The organism is Streptomyces sp. NPDC005566 (genome assembly GCF_040605575.1).
Classification (GTDB): Bacteria; Actinomycetota; Actinomycetes; order Streptomycetales; family Streptomycetaceae; genus Streptomyces.
This window is the reverse complement of sequence record NZ_JBEXDB010000005.1, coordinates 201,970-222,607: the sequence shown is the minus strand read 5'-3', so window position 1 is coordinate 222,607 and position 20,638 is coordinate 201,970. Positions and strand designations below refer to the sequence as shown.

Annotated in this window: 20 protein-coding genes and 1 tRNA gene; 14 read left to right on the top strand and 7 right to left on the bottom strand. The window is 69.8% G+C overall.

Annotated features, from left to right (window positions below; genetic code table 11):
* Window positions 1-35: 35 nt before the first annotated feature.
* The 3 genes from ABZS61_RS10150 to ABZS61_RS10140 all read right to left on the bottom strand — a co-directional run bounded on the left by ABZS61_RS10150 (window position 36) and on the right by ABZS61_RS10140 (window position 3,661).
* Window positions 36-389 (bottom strand): FmdB family zinc ribbon protein, encoded by a 354-nt coding sequence (locus tag ABZS61_RS10150; RefSeq protein WP_356417700.1) that lies wholly within the window; start codon window positions 387-389, stop codon window positions 36-38.
* A gap of 66 nt (window positions 390-455) precedes the next feature.
* On the bottom strand, window positions 456-1,736 hold the full coding sequence (locus tag ABZS61_RS10145) for an MFS transporter (RefSeq protein WP_356417699.1): 1,281 nt from the start codon (window positions 1,734-1,736) through the stop codon (window positions 456-458).
* Between the two features lie 341 nt (window positions 1,737-2,077).
* Window positions 2,078-3,661, bottom strand: a complete 1,584-nt coding sequence (locus tag ABZS61_RS10140; protein WP_356417843.1) for a potassium/proton antiporter — start codon at window positions 3,659-3,661, stop codon at window positions 2,078-2,080.
* Between the two features lie 243 nt (window positions 3,662-3,904).
* Here ABZS61_RS10140 and ABZS61_RS10135 point away from each other — a divergent pair, with 243 nt between their 5' ends.
* Window positions 3,905-6,649, top strand: a complete 2,745-nt coding sequence (locus ABZS61_RS10135; protein ID WP_356417698.1) for a penicillin acylase family protein — start codon at window positions 3,905-3,907, stop codon at window positions 6,647-6,649.
* A gap of 58 nt (window positions 6,650-6,707) precedes the next feature.
* Here ABZS61_RS10135 and ABZS61_RS10130 read toward each other — a convergent pair whose 3' ends face one another.
* On the bottom strand, window positions 6,708-7,289 hold the full coding sequence (locus tag ABZS61_RS10130) for a 5-formyltetrahydrofolate cyclo-ligase (RefSeq protein ID WP_356417842.1): 582 nt from the start codon (window positions 7,287-7,289) through the stop codon (window positions 6,708-6,710).
* Between the two features lie 104 nt (window positions 7,290-7,393).
* Between ABZS61_RS10130 and galU the strand changes: the two genes are divergently transcribed.
* The 7 genes from galU to ABZS61_RS10095 all read left to right on the top strand — a co-directional run bounded on the left by galU (window position 7,394) and on the right by ABZS61_RS10095 (window position 12,894).
* Window positions 7,394-8,296, top strand: a complete 903-nt coding sequence (gene galU, locus ABZS61_RS10125; protein ID WP_356417697.1) for a UTP--glucose-1-phosphate uridylyltransferase GalU — start codon at window positions 7,394-7,396, stop codon at window positions 8,294-8,296.
* 5 nt (window positions 8,297-8,301) lie between these two features.
* A complete protein-coding gene (glp, locus tag ABZS61_RS10120; protein ID WP_356417696.1) occupies window positions 8,302-9,612 on the top strand; it encodes a gephyrin-like molybdotransferase Glp in 1,311 nt (436 codons plus the stop codon).
* Window positions 9,613-9,743: 131 nt separating this feature from the next.
* Window positions 9,744-10,244, top strand: a complete 501-nt coding sequence (moaC, locus tag ABZS61_RS10115; protein WP_356417695.1) for a cyclic pyranopterin monophosphate synthase MoaC — start codon at window positions 9,744-9,746, stop codon at window positions 10,242-10,244.
* Window positions 10,241-10,813: a MogA/MoaB family molybdenum cofactor biosynthesis protein gene (locus ABZS61_RS10110; protein ID WP_356417694.1), complete on the top strand. Its 573-nt coding sequence runs from the start codon at window positions 10,241-10,243 to the stop codon at window positions 10,811-10,813. Before moaC ends, ABZS61_RS10110 begins: the two co-directional genes overlap by 4 nt.
* Before the next feature lie 17 nt (window positions 10,814-10,830).
* On the top strand, window positions 10,831-11,451 hold the full coding sequence (locus tag ABZS61_RS10105) for a GNAT family protein (protein ID WP_356417693.1): 621 nt from the start codon (window positions 10,831-10,833) through the stop codon (window positions 11,449-11,451).
* A 124-nt stretch (window positions 11,452-11,575) separates the two neighbouring features.
* Window positions 11,576-12,733: a gephyrin-like molybdotransferase receptor GlpR gene (gene glpR, locus ABZS61_RS10100; protein WP_356417692.1), complete on the top strand. Its 1,158-nt coding sequence runs from the start codon at window positions 11,576-11,578 to the stop codon at window positions 12,731-12,733.
* A gap of 87 nt (window positions 12,734-12,820) precedes the next feature.
* Window positions 12,821-12,894 (top strand) — tRNA-Ala (locus ABZS61_RS10095).
* Window positions 12,895-12,984: 90 nt separating this feature from the next.
* On the opposite strand, the gene ABZS61_RS10090 is transcribed toward ABZS61_RS10095, so the two are convergent.
* Window positions 12,985-13,308, bottom strand: a complete 324-nt coding sequence (locus tag ABZS61_RS10090) for a hypothetical protein (protein ID WP_356417691.1) — start codon at window positions 13,306-13,308, stop codon at window positions 12,985-12,987.
* A 350-nt stretch (window positions 13,309-13,658) separates the two neighbouring features.
* On the opposite strand from ABZS61_RS10090, the gene ABZS61_RS10085 reads away from it, so the two are divergent.
* A complete protein-coding gene (locus ABZS61_RS10085; RefSeq protein WP_356417690.1) occupies window positions 13,659-14,444 on the top strand; it encodes an SAM-dependent methyltransferase in 786 nt (261 codons plus the stop codon).
* Here the strand turns inward: ABZS61_RS10085 and ABZS61_RS10080 are convergent.
* A complete protein-coding gene (locus tag ABZS61_RS10080; protein ID WP_356417689.1) occupies window positions 14,441-14,929 on the bottom strand; it encodes a GNAT family N-acetyltransferase in 489 nt (162 codons plus the stop codon). The two genes, ABZS61_RS10085 and ABZS61_RS10080, sit on opposite strands and share 4 nt — an antisense overlap.
* 49 nt (window positions 14,930-14,978) lie before the next feature.
* On the opposite strand from ABZS61_RS10080, the gene ABZS61_RS10075 reads away from it, so the two are divergent.
* A complete protein-coding gene (locus ABZS61_RS10075) occupies window positions 14,979-15,794 on the top strand; it encodes an exodeoxyribonuclease III (protein ID WP_356417688.1) in 816 nt (271 codons plus the stop codon).
* A 4-nt stretch (window positions 15,795-15,798) separates the two neighbouring features.
* Here ABZS61_RS10075 and ABZS61_RS10070 read toward each other — a convergent pair whose 3' ends face one another.
* A complete protein-coding gene (locus ABZS61_RS10070) occupies window positions 15,799-16,443 on the bottom strand; it encodes a MerR family transcriptional regulator (protein ID WP_356417841.1) in 645 nt (214 codons plus the stop codon).
* A 169-nt stretch (window positions 16,444-16,612) separates the two neighbouring features.
* Between ABZS61_RS10070 and ABZS61_RS10065 the strand changes: the two genes are divergently transcribed.
* The 4 genes from ABZS61_RS10065 to ABZS61_RS10050 all read left to right on the top strand — a co-directional run bounded on the left by ABZS61_RS10065 (window position 16,613) and on the right by ABZS61_RS10050 (window position 20,248).
* Window positions 16,613-18,133 (top strand): NAD(P)/FAD-dependent oxidoreductase, encoded by a 1,521-nt coding sequence (locus tag ABZS61_RS10065; protein WP_356417687.1) that lies wholly within the window; start codon window positions 16,613-16,615, stop codon window positions 18,131-18,133.
* Window positions 18,130-19,071 (top strand): alpha/beta fold hydrolase, encoded by a 942-nt coding sequence (locus ABZS61_RS10060; protein WP_356417686.1) that lies wholly within the window; start codon window positions 18,130-18,132, stop codon window positions 19,069-19,071. Before ABZS61_RS10065 ends, ABZS61_RS10060 begins: the two co-directional genes overlap by 4 nt.
* On the top strand, window positions 19,068-19,952 hold the full coding sequence (locus ABZS61_RS10055; protein ID WP_356417685.1) for an SDR family oxidoreductase: 885 nt from the start codon (window positions 19,068-19,070) through the stop codon (window positions 19,950-19,952). Before ABZS61_RS10060 ends, ABZS61_RS10055 begins: the two co-directional genes overlap by 4 nt.
* Before the next feature lie 86 nt (window positions 19,953-20,038).
* Window positions 20,039-20,248 (top strand): hypothetical protein, encoded by a 210-nt coding sequence (locus ABZS61_RS10050; protein ID WP_356417684.1) that lies wholly within the window; start codon window positions 20,039-20,041, stop codon window positions 20,246-20,248.
* Window positions 20,249-20,638 lie beyond the last annotated feature (390 nt).

The following is a 20,638-nucleotide window of genomic DNA, read 5'->3' as shown; positions in this document are numbered from 1 at the left end:
GGGTCCCGGTGAAGCGTGTGGTGCAAGCGGGCGGTCTAGGCGGCCGATGTGCCGCTCGACGACGACGACGCCGACGAGGACGCGGACGACGAAGAACTCGACGCGGCGGGCTTCGAGTCCGACCCCGACGACCCCGACGAGGACGTCGACGTGGCGGGCGCGGAACCGGATGCCTTCGCGGGCGACGTCGCCGGCGTGCTGCTCGACGAGGAGCCGCGGCTGTCGTTCCGGTAGAAACCGGATCCCTTGAAGACGATGCCGACCGCCGAGAACACCTTCTTCAGGCGTCCCTCGCAGTTCGGGCACACGGTCAGGGCATCATCGGTGAACTTCTGCACCGCCTCGAGGCCCTCGCCGCACTCGGTGCACTGGTACTGATAGGTCGGCACTTGCTCCTCCTGGCACTCTCACTCAGTGAGTGCTAACGACGTTCCATAGTGACGTATTCCGAGCGATCAGTCCACCGTGACCGGCTCGCGGTGACCGATCCCACGTGCCACCGTCCGTCCCCGGTACCTCGGTGTCAGCCTCGAGCGCAGGGCCAGCAGGGTTGCCAGCGCCAGCACCGTTCCCAGCAGCGGCACCACGAATCCGGTACTCGCACCGTGGGAGTCCGCGAGCTGTCCGGCCACCGTGACCGCGGCCGCCTGGCCGAGCGCCACAGCGCCCGTCAGCCAGGTGAAGGCCTCTGTCCTGGCCGATGCCGGCACCAGCGCCTCGACCAGCGTGTACCCGCTGATCAGCGCCGGAGCGATGCACAGGCCGACCAGCAGCCCCAGACCGGCCAGCAGCGGCACGGAGTGCACCGCCCAGAGCCCGGAAGCGGTCAGGGTCAGGGCCACATAGCCGACGATCAGCCGGCGACGCGGACTGCTCTTCCAGGCGATGGCCCCGCAGGCGATCCCGGCCAGCATGTTGCCGGCCGCGAAGACCCCGTACAGCAGCCCGTTCACTCCCGGCCTGCCGATCTCCTCGGAGAACGCCGTCAGCGAGACCTGCATTCCGCCGAAGACGGCGCCGATCCCGAGGAAGGTGATGGCGAGTACCCGGACCCCCGGTACGGACAGTGCGGAGCGGTGCGGCTCGGCGGCGGTCGCGGCGTCACGGGGTGCGGGCTGGGTGGAGCGCTGGGCGGCGAAGAGAACTCCGCCGACCAGTGTCAGGGCGGCCTCGGCGATCAGCCCGGCCGCCGGGTGCACGCCGGTGCACAGCGCCGTCGCGAGGACGGGGCCGACGACGAAGGTGAACTCGTCCGTCACGGACTCGAAGGCGGCGGCGGTCGACATCAGCGGGGACGCGGGACGCCCCGGGGCGGCCCCGAGCCGGGCCGCCCAGCGGGCCCGGACCATCGGCCCGATCTGCGGGATGGAGGCCCCGGTGGGTACGGCCGCCAGGAAGAGCACCCACAGGGGTGCGTGCGCCAGGGCGAGCCCGGTCAGGACGCCCACGGACAGCGAGTGCACGAGAACGCCGGGCAGGAGCACGGCGCGCTGGCCGAAGCGGTCGGCGAGCCTGCCGCTCTGCGGGGCGAACAGTGCCATCGAGACACCGGAGACGGCGGCGACAGCGCCCGCGCTGCCGTACGAACCGGTGGTGTGCTGGACCAGCAGCACGATGCCGATGGTCAGCATCGCGAAGGGCTGCCGGGCCGCGAAGCCCGGGAGGAGGAAGGTCCACGCACCGGGGGTGCGCAGCAACTGCCCGTAACCGGGGCGGTCGGAGACCGTGGATGCCACGGTCCTTGCCTTTCTGCCGCCTGGTAGCCGTGCTCCCGGGTACCGCGGCACCCGGGGTGCCGCGGCTCGTGCGGGAGCTGCCGAGAGCTGTCCTCTTCGCGCGGAACTGCGGTAGATGCCGGGCGCTCGCTCCAGAGATGTCAGGGAAGCGAAAAGGACGCCACGACCGCCATACGGTCGCGCCAGCTCTGCATCAGACAGAGGTGGTCGATCAAGACTGGTCGATCTATGTGGTCGATCTGGATCAGATCAGGTGGTTCTTCGGTAGCAATCCTTCATCTTACAGGCTGTATGTCGTATGTGCCTGTGATTGCACATGAGGTACGCGTCACCACCTACGATCAGTGGCGCGTCCGCGTGTCCTCCTGTGTGCCGCCCTTGCCCGGTCCGCCCTTGCCCAGCCTCTTCGCGAGCTTCATCACGTGCGGCACCTCCATCCCCAGGGACCCGTGGTCCCGGGGGACTGCCGTGCCCAGCCAGCCGGCCAGCTTGCCGCCCTCCCCGACCGCCCGCAGCCGTGCTTCCGCCGCGTCCCGTACCGGGTCGGTCGCCACCACCAGCAGCTCGTCCCCGCGCCGCAGCACGGTGGACGGCGCGGGCACGAAGCTCTTCCCGTCCCGTACGACGAGGGTGACAGCGGCCCCGGCGGGGAGTCGCAGCTCGCCGACCTCGACTCCGTGCATCTTCGACTTCGCCGGGATCGCGACGGACAGCAGGTGCCCCCGCAGCCGCTCCAGGGGTGCCGACTCGATGCCCAGGTCGGCGGCCTCGGACGGATCCTCGCCGATCTTCAGTGCCCTGGCGAGCCAGGGCAGTGTCGGCCCCTGGACGAGGGTGTAGACGACGACGAGGACGAAGACGATGTTGAAGATCTTGGTGCTGCCCTCGATCTCGGACACCATGGGAATGGTCGCCAGGATGATGGGTACGGCGCCGCGCAGCCCGGCCCAGGACATCAGGGCCTTCTCGCGCCCCGGCAGCCGGAACGGCGCCAGGCTGATGAAGACCGACAGCGGTCTCGCGACCGCGGTGAGAACCAGCCCCACGACCACGGCAGGCCAGAAGTCGTCGCCCAGATCGTGCGGGGTGACCAGCAGGCCGAGCAGGACGAACATGCCGATCTGCGCCAGCCAGCCGAGCCCGTCGGCGAAGCCCCGGGTGGCCGGCCAGTGCGGCAGTTTGGAGTTGCCGAGGACCATCGCGGCGAGGTACACGGCCAGGAATCCGCTGCCGTGAGCCATGGCGCCCGCGGCGTACGCGGACACCGCGATGGCCATCACGGCGATCGGGTAGAGGCCGGACGCGGGCAGCGCGACGTGACGCAGCCCGAAGGAGCCGAGCCAGCCCACCGCGACCCCGATGGCCGCGCCGATGGTCAGCTCCAGGGCTATTTCGCCCACCAGCACGTACCAGTGCTCCACGGGGCCGACCGTGGAGAACGCCACCACCAGGATGACCACCGGGGCGTCGTTGAAGCCGGACTCGGCCTCCAGCACGCCCGTGATCCGGGACGGGAGCGGGACCTTGCGCAACACGGAGAAGACGGCCGCCGCGTCGGTGGAGGAGACGACCGCACCGATGATCAGTGCCTGTCGCCAGTCCAGGCCGACGAGATAGTGTGCCGCGCTCGCGGTGACGCCCACGCTGATGCCCACCCCGACGGTCGACAGCATGGCTGCTGCCGGCAACGCGGGTTTGACTTCTTTCCACTTCGTGCCCAGTCCGCCCTCGGCGAGGATGACGACCAGGGCGGCGTAGCCGATCACCTGGGTCAGCTCGGCGTTGTCGAACTTGACGTCGAAAATGCCGTCCTGACCCATGGCGATCCCGATGCCGAGGTACAGGAGCAGGCTGGGGAACCCGCTGCGGGACGAAATGCGTACGGCCGCGACGGCGACCAGCAGGACGAGTGAGCAGACGAGCAGAAGTTCGTTGAGATCGTGGACAGTCAGGGTCCGTTCCTTCCCTGCGTACGCCCTCCGGATCGACCTCCGGGGGCCAGTACTTCGTTACCTTACCTAATCTTTAACGTTTTCTTGACGCCTTCGAGTGTTCGTGCGAGCAGTGCGCAAATGGATGCATCCCCATACCGCGTCCGAGTGGCTTCGGCGGGGCGCCTATGGTTGCTCCTGCACTCCCAGGACCACCCTGCCCCGCGAAGGACAGCGATGCCCGCCAACACAACCGCCCCTTCCGGTTCTTCCGATGCGAAGAAGTCCGGCAGGAAGAAGGGGCGACGCGCCCGCCTGTTCGTGATCGTCCTGGTGCTGGCGCTTGTCGCGGGTGTCGGGTATAGCGCGTTCTGGTCCGTTTCCACGGTTCGGGCCTCGTACCCGCAGACGACCGGTTCGATCGAGCTCAAGGGTCTTACCGGCAACGTCGACGTCAAACGCGACAGTTACGGGATCCCGCAGATCTACGCGGACTCCGACAGCGACCTCTTCCGCGCCCAGGGCTTCGTCCACGCCCAGGACCGCTTCTGGGAGATGGACGTACGCCGTCATATGACGTCCGGGCGGCTCTCCGAGATGTTCGGCTCCGGCCAGGTCGAGACCGACTCCTTCCTGCGCACGCTTGGCTGGCGCAAGGTCGCCCAGGTGGAGTACGACACGATGCTGGACGAGGACACCAAGAAGAACCTCCAGTCGTACGCGGAGGGGGTGAACGCGTATCTGGCCGGCAAGGACGGCAAGGACATCTCCGTCGAGTACGCCGCCCTCGGCCTGACCAACGACTACAAGCCCACCGAGTGGACCCCGGTCGACTCGGTCGCCTGGCTGAAGGCGATGGCCTGGGACCTGCGCGGCAACATGCAGGACGAGATCGACCGCTCGCTGATGACCAGCAGGCTCAGCGCGAAGCAGATCGAAGAGCTCTACCCGGCCTACCCGTACGACAAGAACAAGCCGATCGTCCGGCAAGGTGCCGTCTCCTCGGTCACCGGCACGTTCGAGCCCGACGCCGAGCCGTCGGACAGCATCGGTTCGAACACCCCCGAGGGTGCGACCGAGGGCCTCAACACCCAGCTCTCCGCGCTCTCCGAGACCCTCGACGAGATCCCGGCGCTGCTGGGACCCAACGGCAGCGGCATCGGCTCGAACTCCTGGGTCGTCTCCGGCCAGTACACGACGACCGGCAAGCCGCTGCTGGCCAACGATCCGCACCTGGCGCCGCAACTTCCCTCGCTCTGGTACCAGATGGGGCTGCACTGCCGGGTGCCTTCGGAAACCTGCCGGTACGACACCGCCGGTTACACGTTCTCCGGGATGCCCGGTGTGATCATCGGCCACAACGCGGACATCGCCTGGGGCTTCACGAACCTCGGCGCGGACGTCACCGACCTCTTCCTGGAGAAGGTCTCGGGCGACGGCTACCAGTACGACGGCAGGACCAAGCCCTTCGTCACCCGCGAGGAGACCATCAAGGTCGCCGGCGGCCGCAGCCGGCACATCACCGTGCGCGAGACGAACAACGGCCCGGTGGTCTCCGACCGCAGCGGCGAGCTGGAGAAGGTCGGCAAGAAGGCGCCCGTCACCAACTCCGCCCCGGACCGCGGCGACGGCTACGCGGTCGCGCTGAAGTGGACCGCACTGGAACCCGGAAAGTCGATGGACGCGGTCTTCGAGCTGAACCGGGCCAAGGACTTCAAGACCTTCCAGGCGGCCGCCGAGCACTTCGAGGTCCCCTCGCAGAACCTCATCTACGCCGACGAAGAGGGCAACATCGGCTACCAGGCCCCCGGCAAGATCCCGGTTCGCAAGACCGGTAACGGCACGGTGCCGAGCCCTGGATGGAACTCGGAGTACGGCTGGGAGAAGAAGCCGGTCCCCTTCAAGGAACTGCCGTACGAGTACAACCCGGAGCGCGGCTACATCGTCACCGCCAACCAGGCGGTCATCGACGAGAAGTACCCTCATCTGCTCACCGAGGACTGGGGCTACGGCGCCCGCAGCCAGCGGATCAACGATCTCATCGACTTGAAGATCGAGGGCGGCGGGAAGATCTCGACCGACGACATGCAGACCATGCAGATGGACAACCAGAGCGTGATCGCCGCGAAGCTGGTGCCCTATCTGCTGAAGATCAACATCTCCGACAAGAACGTCCGCGAGACGCAGAAGCTGCTGGAGAACTGGGAATACCTCCAGGAGCCCGACTCGGCGGCGGCCGCCTACTTCAACGGCGTCTGGCGCAACATCCTCAAGCTGGCCTTCGGCAACAAGCTCCCCAAGGAGCTCCGCGCCGAGGGTGACTGCCTGAGCGTGCCGCCCGCCTCCGGCACGGGCCCGGTGGACGAGCAGGACAAGCTCGTACGGGAATGCGGTCAGCGCGCCCCGGACGCCGCCCAGCCGGACGGCGGCGACCGCTGGTACGAGGTGGTCAATTCCATCCTCGAGGACAAGGACAACGAGTGGTGGAAGGCTCCGGCCAGGGGCCGCGAAGAGTCGATCGACGACCGTGACGAGCTCTTCGCCCGCGCCATGGAAGACGCCCGCTGGGAGCTGACGGCCGAGCTCGGCAAGGACGTCACCACCTGGAGCTGGGGCCGGCTGCACCAGCTGACCCTGCGCAACCAGACGCTCGGCACCGAGGGCCCCGGCCTTCTGCAGCGGGCCCTCAACCGAGGCCCCTGGCACCTCGGCGGCGGCGAAGCGGCGGTCAACGCCACCGGCTGGAACGCGGCGGGCGGCTACGACGTCATCTGGGTCCCGTCGATGCGGATGGTCGTCAACGTGGGGGAATGGGACAAGTCCCGCTGGATCAACCTGACCGGGGCCTCCGGGCACGCGTTCAGCGCTCACTACACCGATCAGACCGACAAATGGGTCGACGGAGAGCTGCTCGACTGGTCCTTCACCAGCAGGGCGGTCGGGCAGTCCACGGTCGACACCCTGACGCTCAAGAAACCCTAGGCGGCACTCGGGGAACGCCGGGCCACGCCCAGGAACCCCCGGCAACGCCACGGATCACCTAGGCAGTGAAGCGCCGCGCTCCGGCCGGCGTGACCACGGCATCCACGGGGTGGTCGTGCGGTTCCTCCGGAACCTGCGCGACCACCTCGTCGTCGTACAGCAGGACGACGAGGGCGGGGTGGGCACCGGCGGCCGACAGCCGGGCCAGTACCCGGTCGTAGCTGCCGCCGCCCCGGCCCAGCCGCATCCCGCGCCGGTCCACCGCGAGCCCGGGCAGCAGGACCACGTCGGCGTCCAGGACCGCGGCCGGCCCCAGGCGTGCTCCGTCCGGTTCCAGCAGCCCTCGGCCTGCGGGCAGGAGGTGTTCAGCGCCCTCGTACGCCGCCCAGTCCAGGTCGTTGTCGGCCATGAGTACCGGCAGCAGTACCCGTACGTTCCGCGCACGCAGCGCGTCCAGGAGCGGGCGGGTCCCGGGTTCGCGACCCACGGACACATAGGCGGCGACGGTCCGGGCTCCGTCGAGCTCCGGAAGAACGAGTGCGGCGGAGGAGAGAACCGCGGCGGCGTTCTCGACGTCCTGAGAGGTCAGAAGCCTTCGCGCGGCGAGCAGTTCGCGCCGCAAGGGCGCCTTTCCGGACATGTCGTGGTTCAAGGGTGCTCGCATAATTCTCGTATCGGGTTGTATGAGTGCGAAGTTAACCGGACGCTCATCTTCCGCCCATACGCACCCGTTAGAGTCTGCACATGACTCAGTCGCGCCCCAGGATCAGCAAAGCCGTCATCCCGGCTGCAGGTCTCGGCACCCGGTTCCTGCCGGCCACCAAGGCCACTCCCAAAGAGATGCTGCCTGTCGTCGACAAGCCCGCCATCCAGTATGTCGTCGAGGAGGCCGTCGGAGCGGGCCTCTCCGACGTACTGATGATCACCGGTCGGAACAAGCGTCCCCTGGAGGACCACTTCGACCGGAATTACGAGCTGGAGTCCGCGCTGACCCGCAAGGGAGACGCCGAACGGCTCTCCAAGGTCCAGGAGTCCAGCGACCTGGCCACCATGCACTACGTCCGCCAGGGTGACCCGCGCGGCCTCGGCCACGCGGTTCTGTGCGCCGCGCCGCACGTCGGTGACCAGCCGTTCGCCGTGCTCCTCGGCGACGACCTGATCGACCCGCGCGACCCGCTGCTCGCCCGGATGGTGGAGATCCAGGAGCGTGAGGGCGGCAGCGTCATCGCGCTGATGGAGGTCGACCCGTCGCAGATCCACATGTACGGCTGCGCGGCCACCGAGGCCACCGCCGACGGTGACGTCGTACGGATCACCGGCCTGGTCGAGAAGCCCGACCAGGCCGATGCGCCCAGCAACCTCGCCATCATCGGCCGCTATGTCCTGGACCCCGCGATCTTCGACATACTCCGTCACACCGAGCCCGGCCGCGGGGGCGAGATCCAGCTCACCGACGCACTGCAGTTGCTGGCCGAGGACGAGAAGTCCGGCGGCCCGGTGCACGGCGTCGTCTTCAAGGGCCGCCGCTACGACACCGGTGACCGCGGCGACTACCTGCGTGCCATTGTCAGACTCGCGTGCGAACGTGAAGACCTGGGCCCGGACTTCCGGACCTGGCTCCGCAGTTACGTCAACGAGGAGTTGTAGACAGCTTGAGCACCACGATCTGGTCGGTGGACGAGCACCTGGACGACATCCTCGCCGCGGTGCGGCCGTTGGAGCCCATCGAGCTGCAGCTGGCCGACGCGCAGGGCTGTGTCCTGGTCGAGGACGTCATGGTCGAGGTTGCTCTGCCGCCCTTCGACAACAGCTCGATGGACGGATATGCCGTCCGGGTCTCCGATGTCGAGGGCGCCAGCGAGGAGTTCCCCGCCGTCCTGACCGTCATCGGCGACGTCGCGGCGGGCGACGGCGGACTCGCCGACGGCCGGTCGGTGGCCCCGGGCGAGGCGGCCCGCATCATGACCGGCGCCCCCCTGCCTGCCGGCGCCGACGCGGTCGTCCCGGTCGAGTGGACCGACGGGGGTACGGGCGGCGGCCCGGCCGAGTCCATGCGCGCCCACAGCGACGCACCGGAAGGGGCGAGCGGCGAGGTCCGTGTGCACCGCCCCGCCGAGGCCCGCGCCCACGTCCGGGCCCGGGGCAGCGACGTCCAGCCGGGAGATCTGGCACTGCGCGCGGGATCGGTCGTCGGGCCGCCGCAGATCGGGCTGCTCGCCGCGATCGGCCGCTCGACGGTGAAGGTGCGGCCGCGCCCGCGCGTCGTCGTGCTCTCCACCGGCAGCGAGCTGGTGCAGCCCGGTGAGGAGCTGACCGGCGGCCGGATCTACGACTCCAACAGCTTCGCGCTGACAGCTGCCGCACGGGACGCCGGGGCCATCGCCTACCGGGTGCCCGCGGTCGCCGACGACGCGGAGACCTTGCGCGCCACGATCGAGGACCAGCTGATCCGCGCGGACATCGTCGTCACCACCGGCGGCGTGAGCGTCGGGGCGTACGACGTGGTCAAGGAAGCCCTGTCCTCCGTGGGTGACGAGGACGACCCGGGCAGCGGCATCGACTTCCGGAAGCTGGCCATGCAGCCGGGCAAGCCGCAGGGCTTCGGCTCGATCGGCCCCGACCACACCCCGCTGATGGCGCTGCCCGGCAACCCCGTCTCCTCGTACGTCTCCTTCGAGCTGTTCGTACGGCCGGCGATCCGGACCCTGATGGGACTGCAGGATGTCCGCCGTCCCACGGTCCGTGCCACGCTGAGCACGGACAAGGCGCTCGCCTCGCCGTCCGGCAAGCGGCAGTTCCTGCGGGGTACGTACGACTCCGAGGCGGGCACCGTCACCCCCGTCGGCGGTTCCGGATCGCATCTGATCGCCGCGCTCGCCCAGGCGGACGCGCTGATCGTGCTGCCCGAGGACGTCACCTCCGCGGAGCCCGGCGCGGAGACCGAGGTGATCCTCCTCCGCTGACTTCCGCGCGGTGGCGGTACGGTATCTGGCGCTGTGCCTTACCGGGGGAAGCCCCCCGGACCCCCGGCCCGCCCGCACGTGTGTGTGCGGGCCGAGCGGGCAACCGGCGCCCTACCGCTAGGCGGAGTGAGTTGAGTACGCAGAACAGGCTGACGCACATCGACGAGGCGGGCGCGGCCCGCATGGTCGATGTGTCGGAGAAGGACGTCACGGCGCGCGTCGCCCGGGCCAGTGGCCGGGTCCTCGTGTCGCCGCGTGTGGTGGAGCTCCTCCGGGGTGAGGGCGTCCCCAAGGGCGACGCGCTCGCGACCGCGCGGATCGCCGGAATCATGGGGGCCAAGCGCACCCCGGACCTGATCCCGCTCTGTCATCCCCTCGCGGTCTCCGGTGTGACAGTCGATCTGAGCGTCGCGGACGACGCCGTGGAGATTCTCGCCACCGTGAAGACCGCCGACCGGACGGGGGTCGAGATGGAGGCGCTGACCGCCGTCTCGGTCGCCGCGCTGACGGTGATCGACATGATCAAGGCGGTCGACAAGAGCGCGGTGATCACGGACATCCGGGTGGAGGCGAAGTCGGGCGGCAAGTCCGGCGACTACCGCCGCCCCGCGCCGGAGGGGGCGGACGCATGACCGCGCCCGACAACGAACCCTCCGGCACCGTTCCGGAGACGGCCGGTCCGTCCCCGTCCGGAGCCGCGCTCACCGCCCCCTACGCCGCGCTCGTCGTGACCGCGTCCAACCGCGCATCGGCCGGCGTCTACGCCGACAAGGGCGGCCCGATCATCGTCGAGGCGCTCACCGGTCTCGGCTTCGCCGTGGACGGCCCCCAGATCGTCCCGGACGGCGACCCCGTCGAGGCGGCCCTGCGGGCCGGCGCGGCAGCCGGCTATGACGTGATCCTCACCACCGGAGGTACGGGCATCTCGCCCACCGACCGGACCCCGGAGGCCACTCGGCGTGTCGTCGAACGCGAGATCCCGGGCATTGCCGAGGCGATCCGTGCCGAAGGCCGGGACCTGGTTCCCACCGCAGCGCTCTCGCGGGGCCTCGCAGGTATCGCGGGCGGCACCCTCATCGTGAACCTGCCCGGTTCCACCGGCGGGGTGCGCGACGGCCTCGCCGTCCTGAGCAGGCTTCTGGTGCACGCCGTCGACCAGGTGCGCGGCGGCGATCACCCCCGACCGGGGAGCTCGAACTGAACGTCCCGACCTGGCCGGTGATCCTGACCGACGGCGAGATCACCCTCCGCCCGATAAAGCTGCGTGACCAGCGCGTCTGGCGTGAGGTCAACCGGCGCAACCGTGACTGGCTGCGCCCCTGGGAGGCGACCGTTCCGCCCCCCGCGCCCGGCGCCCCGCTTGCCCAGCGCCCCACCTACCGTCAGATGATCCGTCATCTGCGCTCCGAGGCGAACGCGGGCCGGATGCTGCCCTTCGCCATCGAGTTCGAGGGACGTCTCGTCGGGCAGCTGACGGTGGCCGGGATCACCTGGGGATCGATGTGCTCGGGCCATGTCGGCTACTGGGTGGACCGGAGTGTGGCGGGCCGCGGCGTGATGCCGACCGCGGTGGCGCTCGCTGTCGACCACTGTTTCCGCACCGTCGGTCTGCACCGGATCGAGGTGTGCATTCGGCCGGAGAACGGCCCCAGCCGGAGAGTCGTGGAAAAGCTCGGATTCCGTGAGGAAGGGCTGCGTCCCCGCTATCTCCACATCGACGGTGCGTGGCGGGACCACCTGATCTTTGCCCTCACCGCGGAAGAAGTCCCTGACGGGATGCTCCGGCGTTGGCGCAGAGTGCGGCCCGCGGCGCCCCGCACTCCCGGGGAAATGAAATAAGTGTTCGAAATTGATCGCTCTCTGAGCGCTAACGAACCCACTCGCGTCGACTGCTGATCTGAACAATCGCAAAAAAAGTCCGTGATATCAGCCGGATCGAGCGACACACCGGGCCAATTGGCGGATGCCGCCGTGCAAACCCCTCTACGGTGTGAGCGTGAGCAGCAGCGGCCTCATCTACGCAGTCATTGTCGGGGCCTGGGCCGCCTACTTGGTGCCGATGTGGCTCCGCAGGCAGGACGAGCTCAATGAGGCCCGTCCGACGGAACGCTTCAGCACCGCCATCCGGCTGCTGTCCGGACGGGCGGCGATGGAGCGCCGATACGCCAAGGAGCTGCGGGAGCGCGATGCCGAGGAGGCGCCCGGCGACGTCGACCCGGACGCCGTCACGGACCGATTGGGTTCCGTGGACGTCCGGGCCTTTTCCGCGCCCCCGGCGCACACGGAAGCCCGGTTGCACGACCCGGTGCGCGAGCGTCCCGACCCGGAGCGCCGCGCGCAGGCGGCGCGGCCCGCGCCCGTACAGCGCGCGCGTACGTCGAGTGCGGAAGCCGAGCGCGAGCGCCGGGCCCGGCGCTCGAAGGTACTGGCGCGCCGTCGGCGTACGACCATCGTCCTGTTCCTGGCGTTCACGCTCGGCGCGATCGTCGCGGCGGTCGGCGGACTCCGCTTCCTGTGGGCGCCCGCCGTCCCGGCCGTGCTGCTGAGCACGTACATCGTGCATCTGCGCGCCCAGGAGCGGCGCCGGTTCGCCTTCACCATGGACCGCCGGCTGGCCGAGGTTGCCGCACAGCGGCTCCGCGAGAACCGCCCCCGCAGGCACCAGCCCGCGGCGACGGCTCCCGCCGAGCCCGACGAGGAGCCCGAAGGGCGCGACTCCCATCCGGTGCCCGCCCCCACGGTCTCCCCGCAGGAGGCCGGCCGCCGCGCCCTCGTCGAACAGACGGACCACGCGGAGTGGGTGGACCAGCAGCGCGAACGCGGGCCTGCCCAGGGCGACAGCTGGGAGCCGGTCCCGGTCCCCCTCCCGACCTATGTCACCGCCCCGGTGGCCCCGCGGGCCACGGGCGGCGTGGAGGTCGGCGACCCGGACACCTGGAGCGCGGCCCGCTCCAGCACGGCGGAGCCCACCCCGACGGGAACGGCGCACCCCGCCGAGCCCGCGGCGGACCCGGCGCCACGCCGACGCGCCAACCAGCCCCGCCGCACCCGGGACCGGGGCCGGACGCCGCTCTTCGACCAGTACGACGACGGGGACCGGCCCCGTGCGGCCAACGAGTGAGACCGGCGGCGACACCGACTCGGCTGACCTGCGGCATACGGATTTCCGAGCACCCCGGTGGGGGTGCTAAAGTTTCACTCGTTGCAAGGGCCTGTGGCGCAGTCTGGTAGCGCACCTCGTTCGCATCGAGGGGGTCTGGGGTTCAAATCCCCACAGGTCCACCGCACAGGCGGAATCCCGTCCGATCACTTCGATCGGGCGGGATTTCGTCGTTTCTGTGCGGGGCGCGACGGCCGGGCCGACGGGGTCGTTCAGTGTCGCGGTGCCGAGTGCAGGACATCGCGTGGGGCCGGCGTCTCCGCTCCGGCTCCCGTGAGCGTGACCTTGCCGGAGTGAACGGTGTCCAGTTGCCCGACCTGCCGGCCGTACCACTCGATGGCGGTCAGCAGGAACCCTGGCGTTCCCGGGCCGACTGCGGAGCCCGGGTGCCGGAACACCATGCCCAGCCGTGCCGTCCCCTCGACGCAGCGGACCACGCACACGAGCACGTCGTCGGCCGTGCCGGTATCGCCCGGTGTCACGGACTCGATGGAATCGATGCTCAGGGCCGCCTTCTCCGGCACGTCGTCCAGCACGTCGGTGTGCCTCCTCGACGAAGTGCGCGAGTTGTTCGGGGGTGAGCTCGGGAAGATCGTACGAGGATCTTCCGGATTGCCGTCGATGGCATCTGCGCGGATGTCGGGACGACAGTTCCGCCGGACTCGGCTCGACCGGCCGTTCGGCCTCCCGCGCGATTCGACCGGACGGGACTTCTTCGTTTCAGGGCCCTCGGCGGCATGTGAACAGAATGTGATCCCGGAACGCGCGCGTACCTGTTCGCTTAGGGTCGGTCTTGTTCACCTGGCCGCCCGGTGACCGCAGTTGACGGTTGCCGCGCTTCTTGGCGAGCGCTCAGTATCCGCGATTGCTTACGGAGGAGCGTCCTGTGACGGCCGGTATGCCCAGCTCTCGGATCGACACCAGCAAGCCCCATCCGGCGCGCGTCTACGACTGGCTCCTGGGCGGCAAGGACAACTACCCCGTCGACCAGGCGGTCGGGGAGAAGCTGCCTGCCGAGGCGCGGGCCAACGCGGCGCGGAACCGGGCCTTCATGCACCGTGCTTCCGACTGGCTGGCCCAGCAGGGCATCGACCAGTTCCTGGACATCGGCACCGGGATACCCACTTCCCCGAATCTTCATCAGATCGTCCAGGCCGTCACGCCGCGGGCCCGGGTCGTCTACGCCGACAACGACCCCATCGTGCTGCGCCATGCGGAAGCGCTGATGGTCGGCCGGTCCGAGGGGGCGACCGAGTACATCCACGCGGATGTGCGGCAGCCGGCGGCGATCCTCGAACGCGCAGGTGAGGTGCTGAACTTCGGTCGCCCCGTCGCGTTGTCCCTCATCGCGCTGATGCACTTCCTGCCCGATGACCAGGACCCGTACGGCATCACCAGGACGCTGGTCGGCGCGCTGCCGTCAGGGAGTTACCTGGTCCTCTCGCACGGGACGGCCGATCAGCACCCGGAGCTCCGGCAGGAGACCGAGTCCGCCTACCGCAAGGGTGAGATCTCGTTGCGTATGCGGACGCGCGGCGAGGTCGAGCCCTTCTTCGAGGGGCTGGACCTCGTGGAGCCGGGGCTGGTCTCGGCGACCGAGTGGTACCGGGAGCAGCCCGCTCCGGTGTACGAGCGGAGCGGGTTCTACGTGGGTGTGGCGCGGGTTCCCTAGGACGGCTGCTGCAGCGGCTTGGCCATGCAGATGCTGCTCTCGTACGTCCGGTAGTGGCCGAACTTCGAGCAGGGCGTGTAGCCGCTGGAGGTGTAGAGGGCGATCGCCTCCTGCTGCTTGTCGCCGGTCTCCAGGACCATGCGGGTGCGGCCGGCGGCCCGTGCGTCGGCTTCCAGGGCGGCGAGGATCCGCCGGGCCAGGCCGTTGCCCCGGCCTTCGGATATCACGAACATCCGTTTGATCTCGGCGTCGCCGTCGGAGTAGCACTCCGCGTTCCGCTCCTGCGAGCGCCAGCCGCCGGTGGCGAAGGGCGTGCCCTGGTCGTCGTAGGCGAGCAGGTACAGTCCGCGCGGCGGATCGAACATGGTGGCGTCGAGCGGTGTGATATCGCCCCCGTCCCCGTAACGCTCGGCGTATTCGAGCTGCACCAGGTCGTTGAGTTTGACGGCGTCGGGGTGGTCGAAAGGCCGAGGCTGGATATTCATGCGAGCCATGGTACAGGTATGCACTAGCGGCTATCGGTACTGTGCCGGGATGCTCACCGTAACCAGTGTGAATGTGAATGGGCTCCGCGCTGCCGCGAAGAAGGGCTTCGTCGAGTGGCTGGCGCAGACGGAGGCCGACGTGGTCTGCCTCCAGGAGGTCCGGGCCGAACCGCAGCAGCTGCCCGAGGAGGTGCGTGACCCCGAGGGCTGGCACACCGTGCACGCCCCCGCAGCGGCCAAGGGGCGCGCAGGTGTGTCCATCTACACGCGCCACGCCCCGGAGCGGGTCCAGACCGGGTTCGGTGGCTTCGGGGACCCCGGGAGCGAGGAGTTCGACGGCAGCGGCCGGTACGTCGAGGTGGACCTGCCGGGTGTGACGGTCGCGAGCCTGTATCTGCCGTCGGGTGACGTCGGTACGGAGAAGCAGGACGAGAAGGAGCGCTTCATGGCTGCCTTCCTGCCCTACCTGAAGGGCCTCAGGGTACGGGCGGCCGCCGAGGGGCGTGAGGTGGTCGTGTGCGGCGACTGGAACATCGCCCACCGGGAGGCCGACCTCAAGAACTGGAAGTCGAACAAGAAGAACTCGGGCTTCCTCCCCGAGGAGCGGGAGTGGCTCACCCGGGTGTTCGACGAGGCTGCGTACGTGGACGTGGTCCGGGCGATGCGCCCGGACGAGGAAGGGCCCTATTCCTGGTGGTCCTACCGTGGGCGGGCCTTCGACAACGACGCGGGCTGGCGCATCGACTACCAGGTGGCGACCGGTGGCCTCGCGGCCCGCGCGGTGAAGGCCTGGGTGGAGCGGGCGGCCACGCACGGCGAGCGGTGGAGCGACCATGCGCCGGTGACGGTCACGTACGAGCGGTAGCCGTTCACTTCTGCGGAGTGCTGCCGGGGCCGTCCTCGCTGCGCAGCCGCCGGTCCAGGGCCATGGACATCTCGGCGTCCACCACCGCGTGGGCGAGGCTGCGCATCCGGTCCGGTTCGGTGCCCGCGGCGTGGGTGTTCATGACGCGGACGAAGAGATCCGCGAGCGCGTCGGCGTGCTCGCGGACCAGGCGGCCGGAGGAGAGCACCGCGGCGAGCGGTACTCCCTCCCGTACGAGCTCCGAGGAGGCTTCCAGCAGGCGGCGGCTGATGTGCACGATCTCGTCGCCGTCCGTGGCGAGGTAGCCGAGGTCCAGGGCCGCGGCGAGATTCTCTGCCGTGGCCTCGTCGCTGAAGTAGTCGGCGAGTTGCTCGGGGGTGAGCCGGACCGGGGTCTCCTCGGTCGGTTCGCCCAGGCCCAGCACCTCGGCGACATCGCGGCCGCTGTCGAAGGTGGTGGCGAGGTCGGCGATGCCGTTGAGGGTGTGGCCGCGTTCCAGCAGGCCCGTGATGGTGCGCAGCCTCGCGAGGTGATGGTCGTCGTACCAGGCGATGCGGCCCTCGCGGCGAGGCGGCTGGATCAGCCCGCGCTCCCGGTAGAAACGCAGGGTGCGCACGGTGATGCCGGCCTCCTTGGCCAGCTCGTCCATGCGGTACTCGCGGTGCTCGCGTCCTTCAGCCACACCCGCACCCTATGTTGTACCGCCGGTAACTTTCCTTGGTGCGACCCCTACCCATCGGTACGGTCCTGCTCTACCCTCCCAACAATGCCAGTGATTGCTGGCAGAGTCGTGGGACGTACCGCGGGGAGGCGGCAGCATGGCCCAGCACGAACACGTTCGAGTGGCGGTGATCGGATCCGGATTCGGGGGCCTCGGGGCCGCTGTCCGGCTGCGCCGTGAAGGCATCACCGACTTCCTGGTCCTGGAGCGGGCCGGCTCCGTCGGCGGCACCTGGCGCGACAACAGCTATCCGGGCTGCGCCTGCGACGTACCGTCCCACCTCTACTCCTTCTCGTTCGCGCCCAACCCCGACTGGCCGCGCACCTTCTCCGGGCAGGAGCACATACGCGCCTACCTGGAGCACGTGGCCGACACATTCGGACTGCGCCCGCACCTCAGGTTCAACCACGAGGTCACGGTCATGCGCTGGGACGGCGACGAGCTGCACTGGGTGATCGAGGCGGCCAACGGTGCCACCGTCACCGCCGATGTCGTCGTCTCCGCGACCGGTCCGCTCTCCGACCCGAAACTCCCGGACATCCCAGGGCTCGCCGAGTTCCCCGGCAAGGTCTTCCACTCGGCCCGGTGGGACCACGACTACGACCTCACCGGTAAGCGCGTCGCGGTGATCGGCACCGGGGCGTCCGCCATCCAGATCGTGCCCGAGATCCAGCCCAGGGCGAGCAGGCTCACGCTCTTCCAGCGGACCCCGCCCTGGGTCATGCCGCGCATGGACCGCGCCATCAGCGGGGCCGAGAAGTGGCTGCACCGCACGCTCCCGTTCACCGGCACCGCGCGCCGCGGACTGCTGTGGGGCATCCGGGAGTTGCAGGTCGGCGCCTTCACCAAGCACCCCGACCAGCTGGGCCTCGTGGAGCGGATAGCCAAGGCCAACATGGCGCGGGCGGTCAAGGACCCGGAACTGCGGGCCAAACTGACCCCCTCGTACCGCATCGGCTGCAAGCGCATCCTGCTCTCCAACGCCTACTACCCGGCGCTCGCCCAGCCGAATGTCGACGTGGTCGCCTCCGGCCTGGCCGAAGTGCGGGGCTCCACCGTCATCGCCTCCGACGGTACGGAGACCGAGGCGGACGTGATCATCCTCGGTACCGGCTTCCACGTGACGGACATGCCGATCGCCGACCGGGTCGTCGGCGCCGACGGCATCACGCTCGCCGAGTCCTGGAAGGACGGCATGCAGGCGCTGCGTGGCGCCTCCGCGGCGGGCTTCCCCAACTGGATGACTGTCATCGGCCCCAACACCGGGCTCGGGAACTCCTCCATGATCCTCATGATCGAGTCCCAGCTGAACTACATGGCCGACTACCTGCGCCAGCTGGACGTCCTGGGCGGACGCGCCGCACTCGGCGCACGGACCTCCGCCGTGGGCGCGTGGAACCGCCGGGTCCAGGACCGGATGAAGCGAACCGTGTGGAACACCGGAGGCTGCACCAGCTGGTACCTGGACTCCACCGGGCGCAACACCACGGTCTGGCCGGGGACGACGGCCGAATTCCGGCGGGCCACGCGCTCGGTCGACCTCGGGGAGTACGAGGTCATCCGGCCGCCCGCCACCAGTACCGCGCAGAAGTCCGTCACCGAGGAGGTCGCCCGATGAGCCGGCTGCTGCACCGATCGGACATCCCGCCCGTGCCCGTACGCGAACTGACCGCACTGTCCGCCGACGGTGCGCGCATCCACGTCGAACTGCACGGACCCGACGACGCCCCCGCCGTGGTCCTGGCGCACGGCTGGACCTGCAACACGCACTTCTGGGACGCGCAGGTACGTGACCTGGCGGCCGACCACCGGGTCGTCGTCTACGACCAGCGGGGCCACGGCCGCACCCCGGAGGCGGGTGCGGACGGGTACGGCACGCAGAAGCTGGCCGACGATCTGGAGGCGGTGCTGATGGCCACGCTCGCACCGGGGCAGAAGGCGGTGCTCGCCGGGCACTCGATGGGCGGGATGACGCTGATGGCAGCAGCCGGGCGGGCCTCCGTGCGCGAGCACGGGGCGGCCGTGCTGCTGTGCAGCACCGGCAGTTCGCGGCTGACGGCCGAGTCGCTGGTGCTGCCGATGCGGGCAGGCGCCCTCCGCACACGGCTGACCGGGAAGGTCCTCGGGGCGCGGGCGCCGCTCGGTCCGGTCACGGCGGTCTCGAAGGCGATCCTCAAGTACGCCACGATGGGCCGCGGTTCGGCCCCTGAGCGGGTCGACGCCTGTGCCAGGATCGTCCACGCGTGTCCGCGCAAGGCCCGTGTCGCCTGGGGGCACGTGCTCGCGGAGCTCGATCTCCAGTCGGGCGTAAGGGAACTGCGACTGCCGACCGCGGTGATCGCGGGCACCGACGACCGGCTGACGCCGCCGGTGCACGCGCGGGCCATCGAGGCGGCGCTGCCCCAGAGCCTCGGGCTCACGGAACTGACAGGTATGGGCCACATGACGCCGGTCGAAGCGCCCGAGGTGGTCACCGCGAAACTCCGGGAACTGGTGGCCGAGTACGTCACTGCGGACAGTGCGGCGCAGGCCGTGCGCGAGGAGGAGGTCGCATGAGCGGCAGGCGGAGTCTCGAAGGGCAGGTCGTGGTCGTCACCGGCGCGGCCCGCGGGGTGGGCGAGCTGCTGGCCCGCAAGCTCTCGGCGCGCGGCGCCACGCTGGCACTGGTCGGGCTGGAGCCGGACGAGCTGAAGAAGGTCTCGGAGCGGCTGCACGGGGAGAGCGACCACTGGTACGCGGATGTCACCGACCACGAGGCCATGGCCCAGGTCGCCCGCGAGGTCAAGGAACGCTTCGGAAAGGTCGACATCGTCGTCGCCAACGCCGGGGTCGCCTCGGGCGGTCCGTTCGTGGACTCCGATCCCGTCGCCTGGCGGCGGGTCATCGAGGTGAACCTGATCGGCGGCGCGGTGACGGGCCGGGCGTTCCTGCCGGTGCTCATGGAGAGCCGCGGGTACTTCCTCCAGATCGCCTCGCTGGCCGCGATCACCCCGGCGCCGATGATGAGCGCGTACTGCGCGTCCAAGTCGGGCGTGGAAGCGTTCGCGCACAGCCTGCGTGCGGAGGTCGGCTACCGGGGGGTGAAGGTCGGGGTCGGCTATCTGTCCTGGACCGACACGGACATGGTGCGCGGCGCCGACGAGGACGACGTCATGCGGGAGTTGAGGCAGCGGCTGCCGTGGCCGACGAACCGTACGTATCCGCTGGGTCCGGCCGTGGACCGGATCGTCGCCGGTATCGAGCGTCGCTCCGCGCATGTGTACGCCCAGTGGTGGCTGCGCGGGATGCAATCGGTGCGCGGGTACCTGCCCATGCTGATCGGGTCGGTCGGGCAGCGGGAGATGAAGCGGTTCGGGCCGCGGCTCGACGGCGTCAGCAAGGGGCTCGTGGGGGCCGGCGGCGAGGCGGACAGGGCGGCGCGGGCCGAGCGTCAGTGATCGAAATGCGATGAATGTCCGGGTGTGTAAGTCTGAGCGAGGCCCCACCGGGGCCGACCCCACGCACCCACATAGGAGTGAACAGCATGGGCATCGCAGACCAGTTCAAGGACAAGGCGCAGGAGCTTGCCGACCAGGCCAAGCAGCAGAAGAAGGCCGGCGGCCGGCGGGACGAGCGGCACGACCGCCCGTCCGACGCCGACGAGCAGCGTGCGGACCGTGCCGCCGGTCAGCCCGGCGCGCGGGAGCGGGCGCAGGGCGCGTCGGACCAGGCGCGCGAGCGTTTCGACCGTTGACGTGAGCTCGGCGGCGCGGGGCGTCTGACGCGTCTGCGTTGCTGCGTTGCTGTGAGGGGCGCACCCGGAGGACCGGGTGCGCCCCTTCTGGGTGCGCGGGGCTTGTCCCCTACCCGCCCCTTCCCGAAACCGTGGGCTCCGCCCCCGGGGCCCCGGGTCCTCAATCGCCGGACGGGCTCAAGAGATGCCCTCAAGCGCCGGGCGGGCTGGGGGTGGCCGGGCTCAAGAGATGCCCTCAAGTGCCGGGCGGGCTGGGGGTGTCCGGGCTCAAGAGATGCCCTCAAGTGCCGGGAGGGCTGGGGGTGTCCGGGCTCAAGAGATGCCCTCAAGTGCCGGGAGGGCTGGGGGTGTCCGGGCTCAAGAGATGCCCTCAAGCGCCGGGAGGGCTGG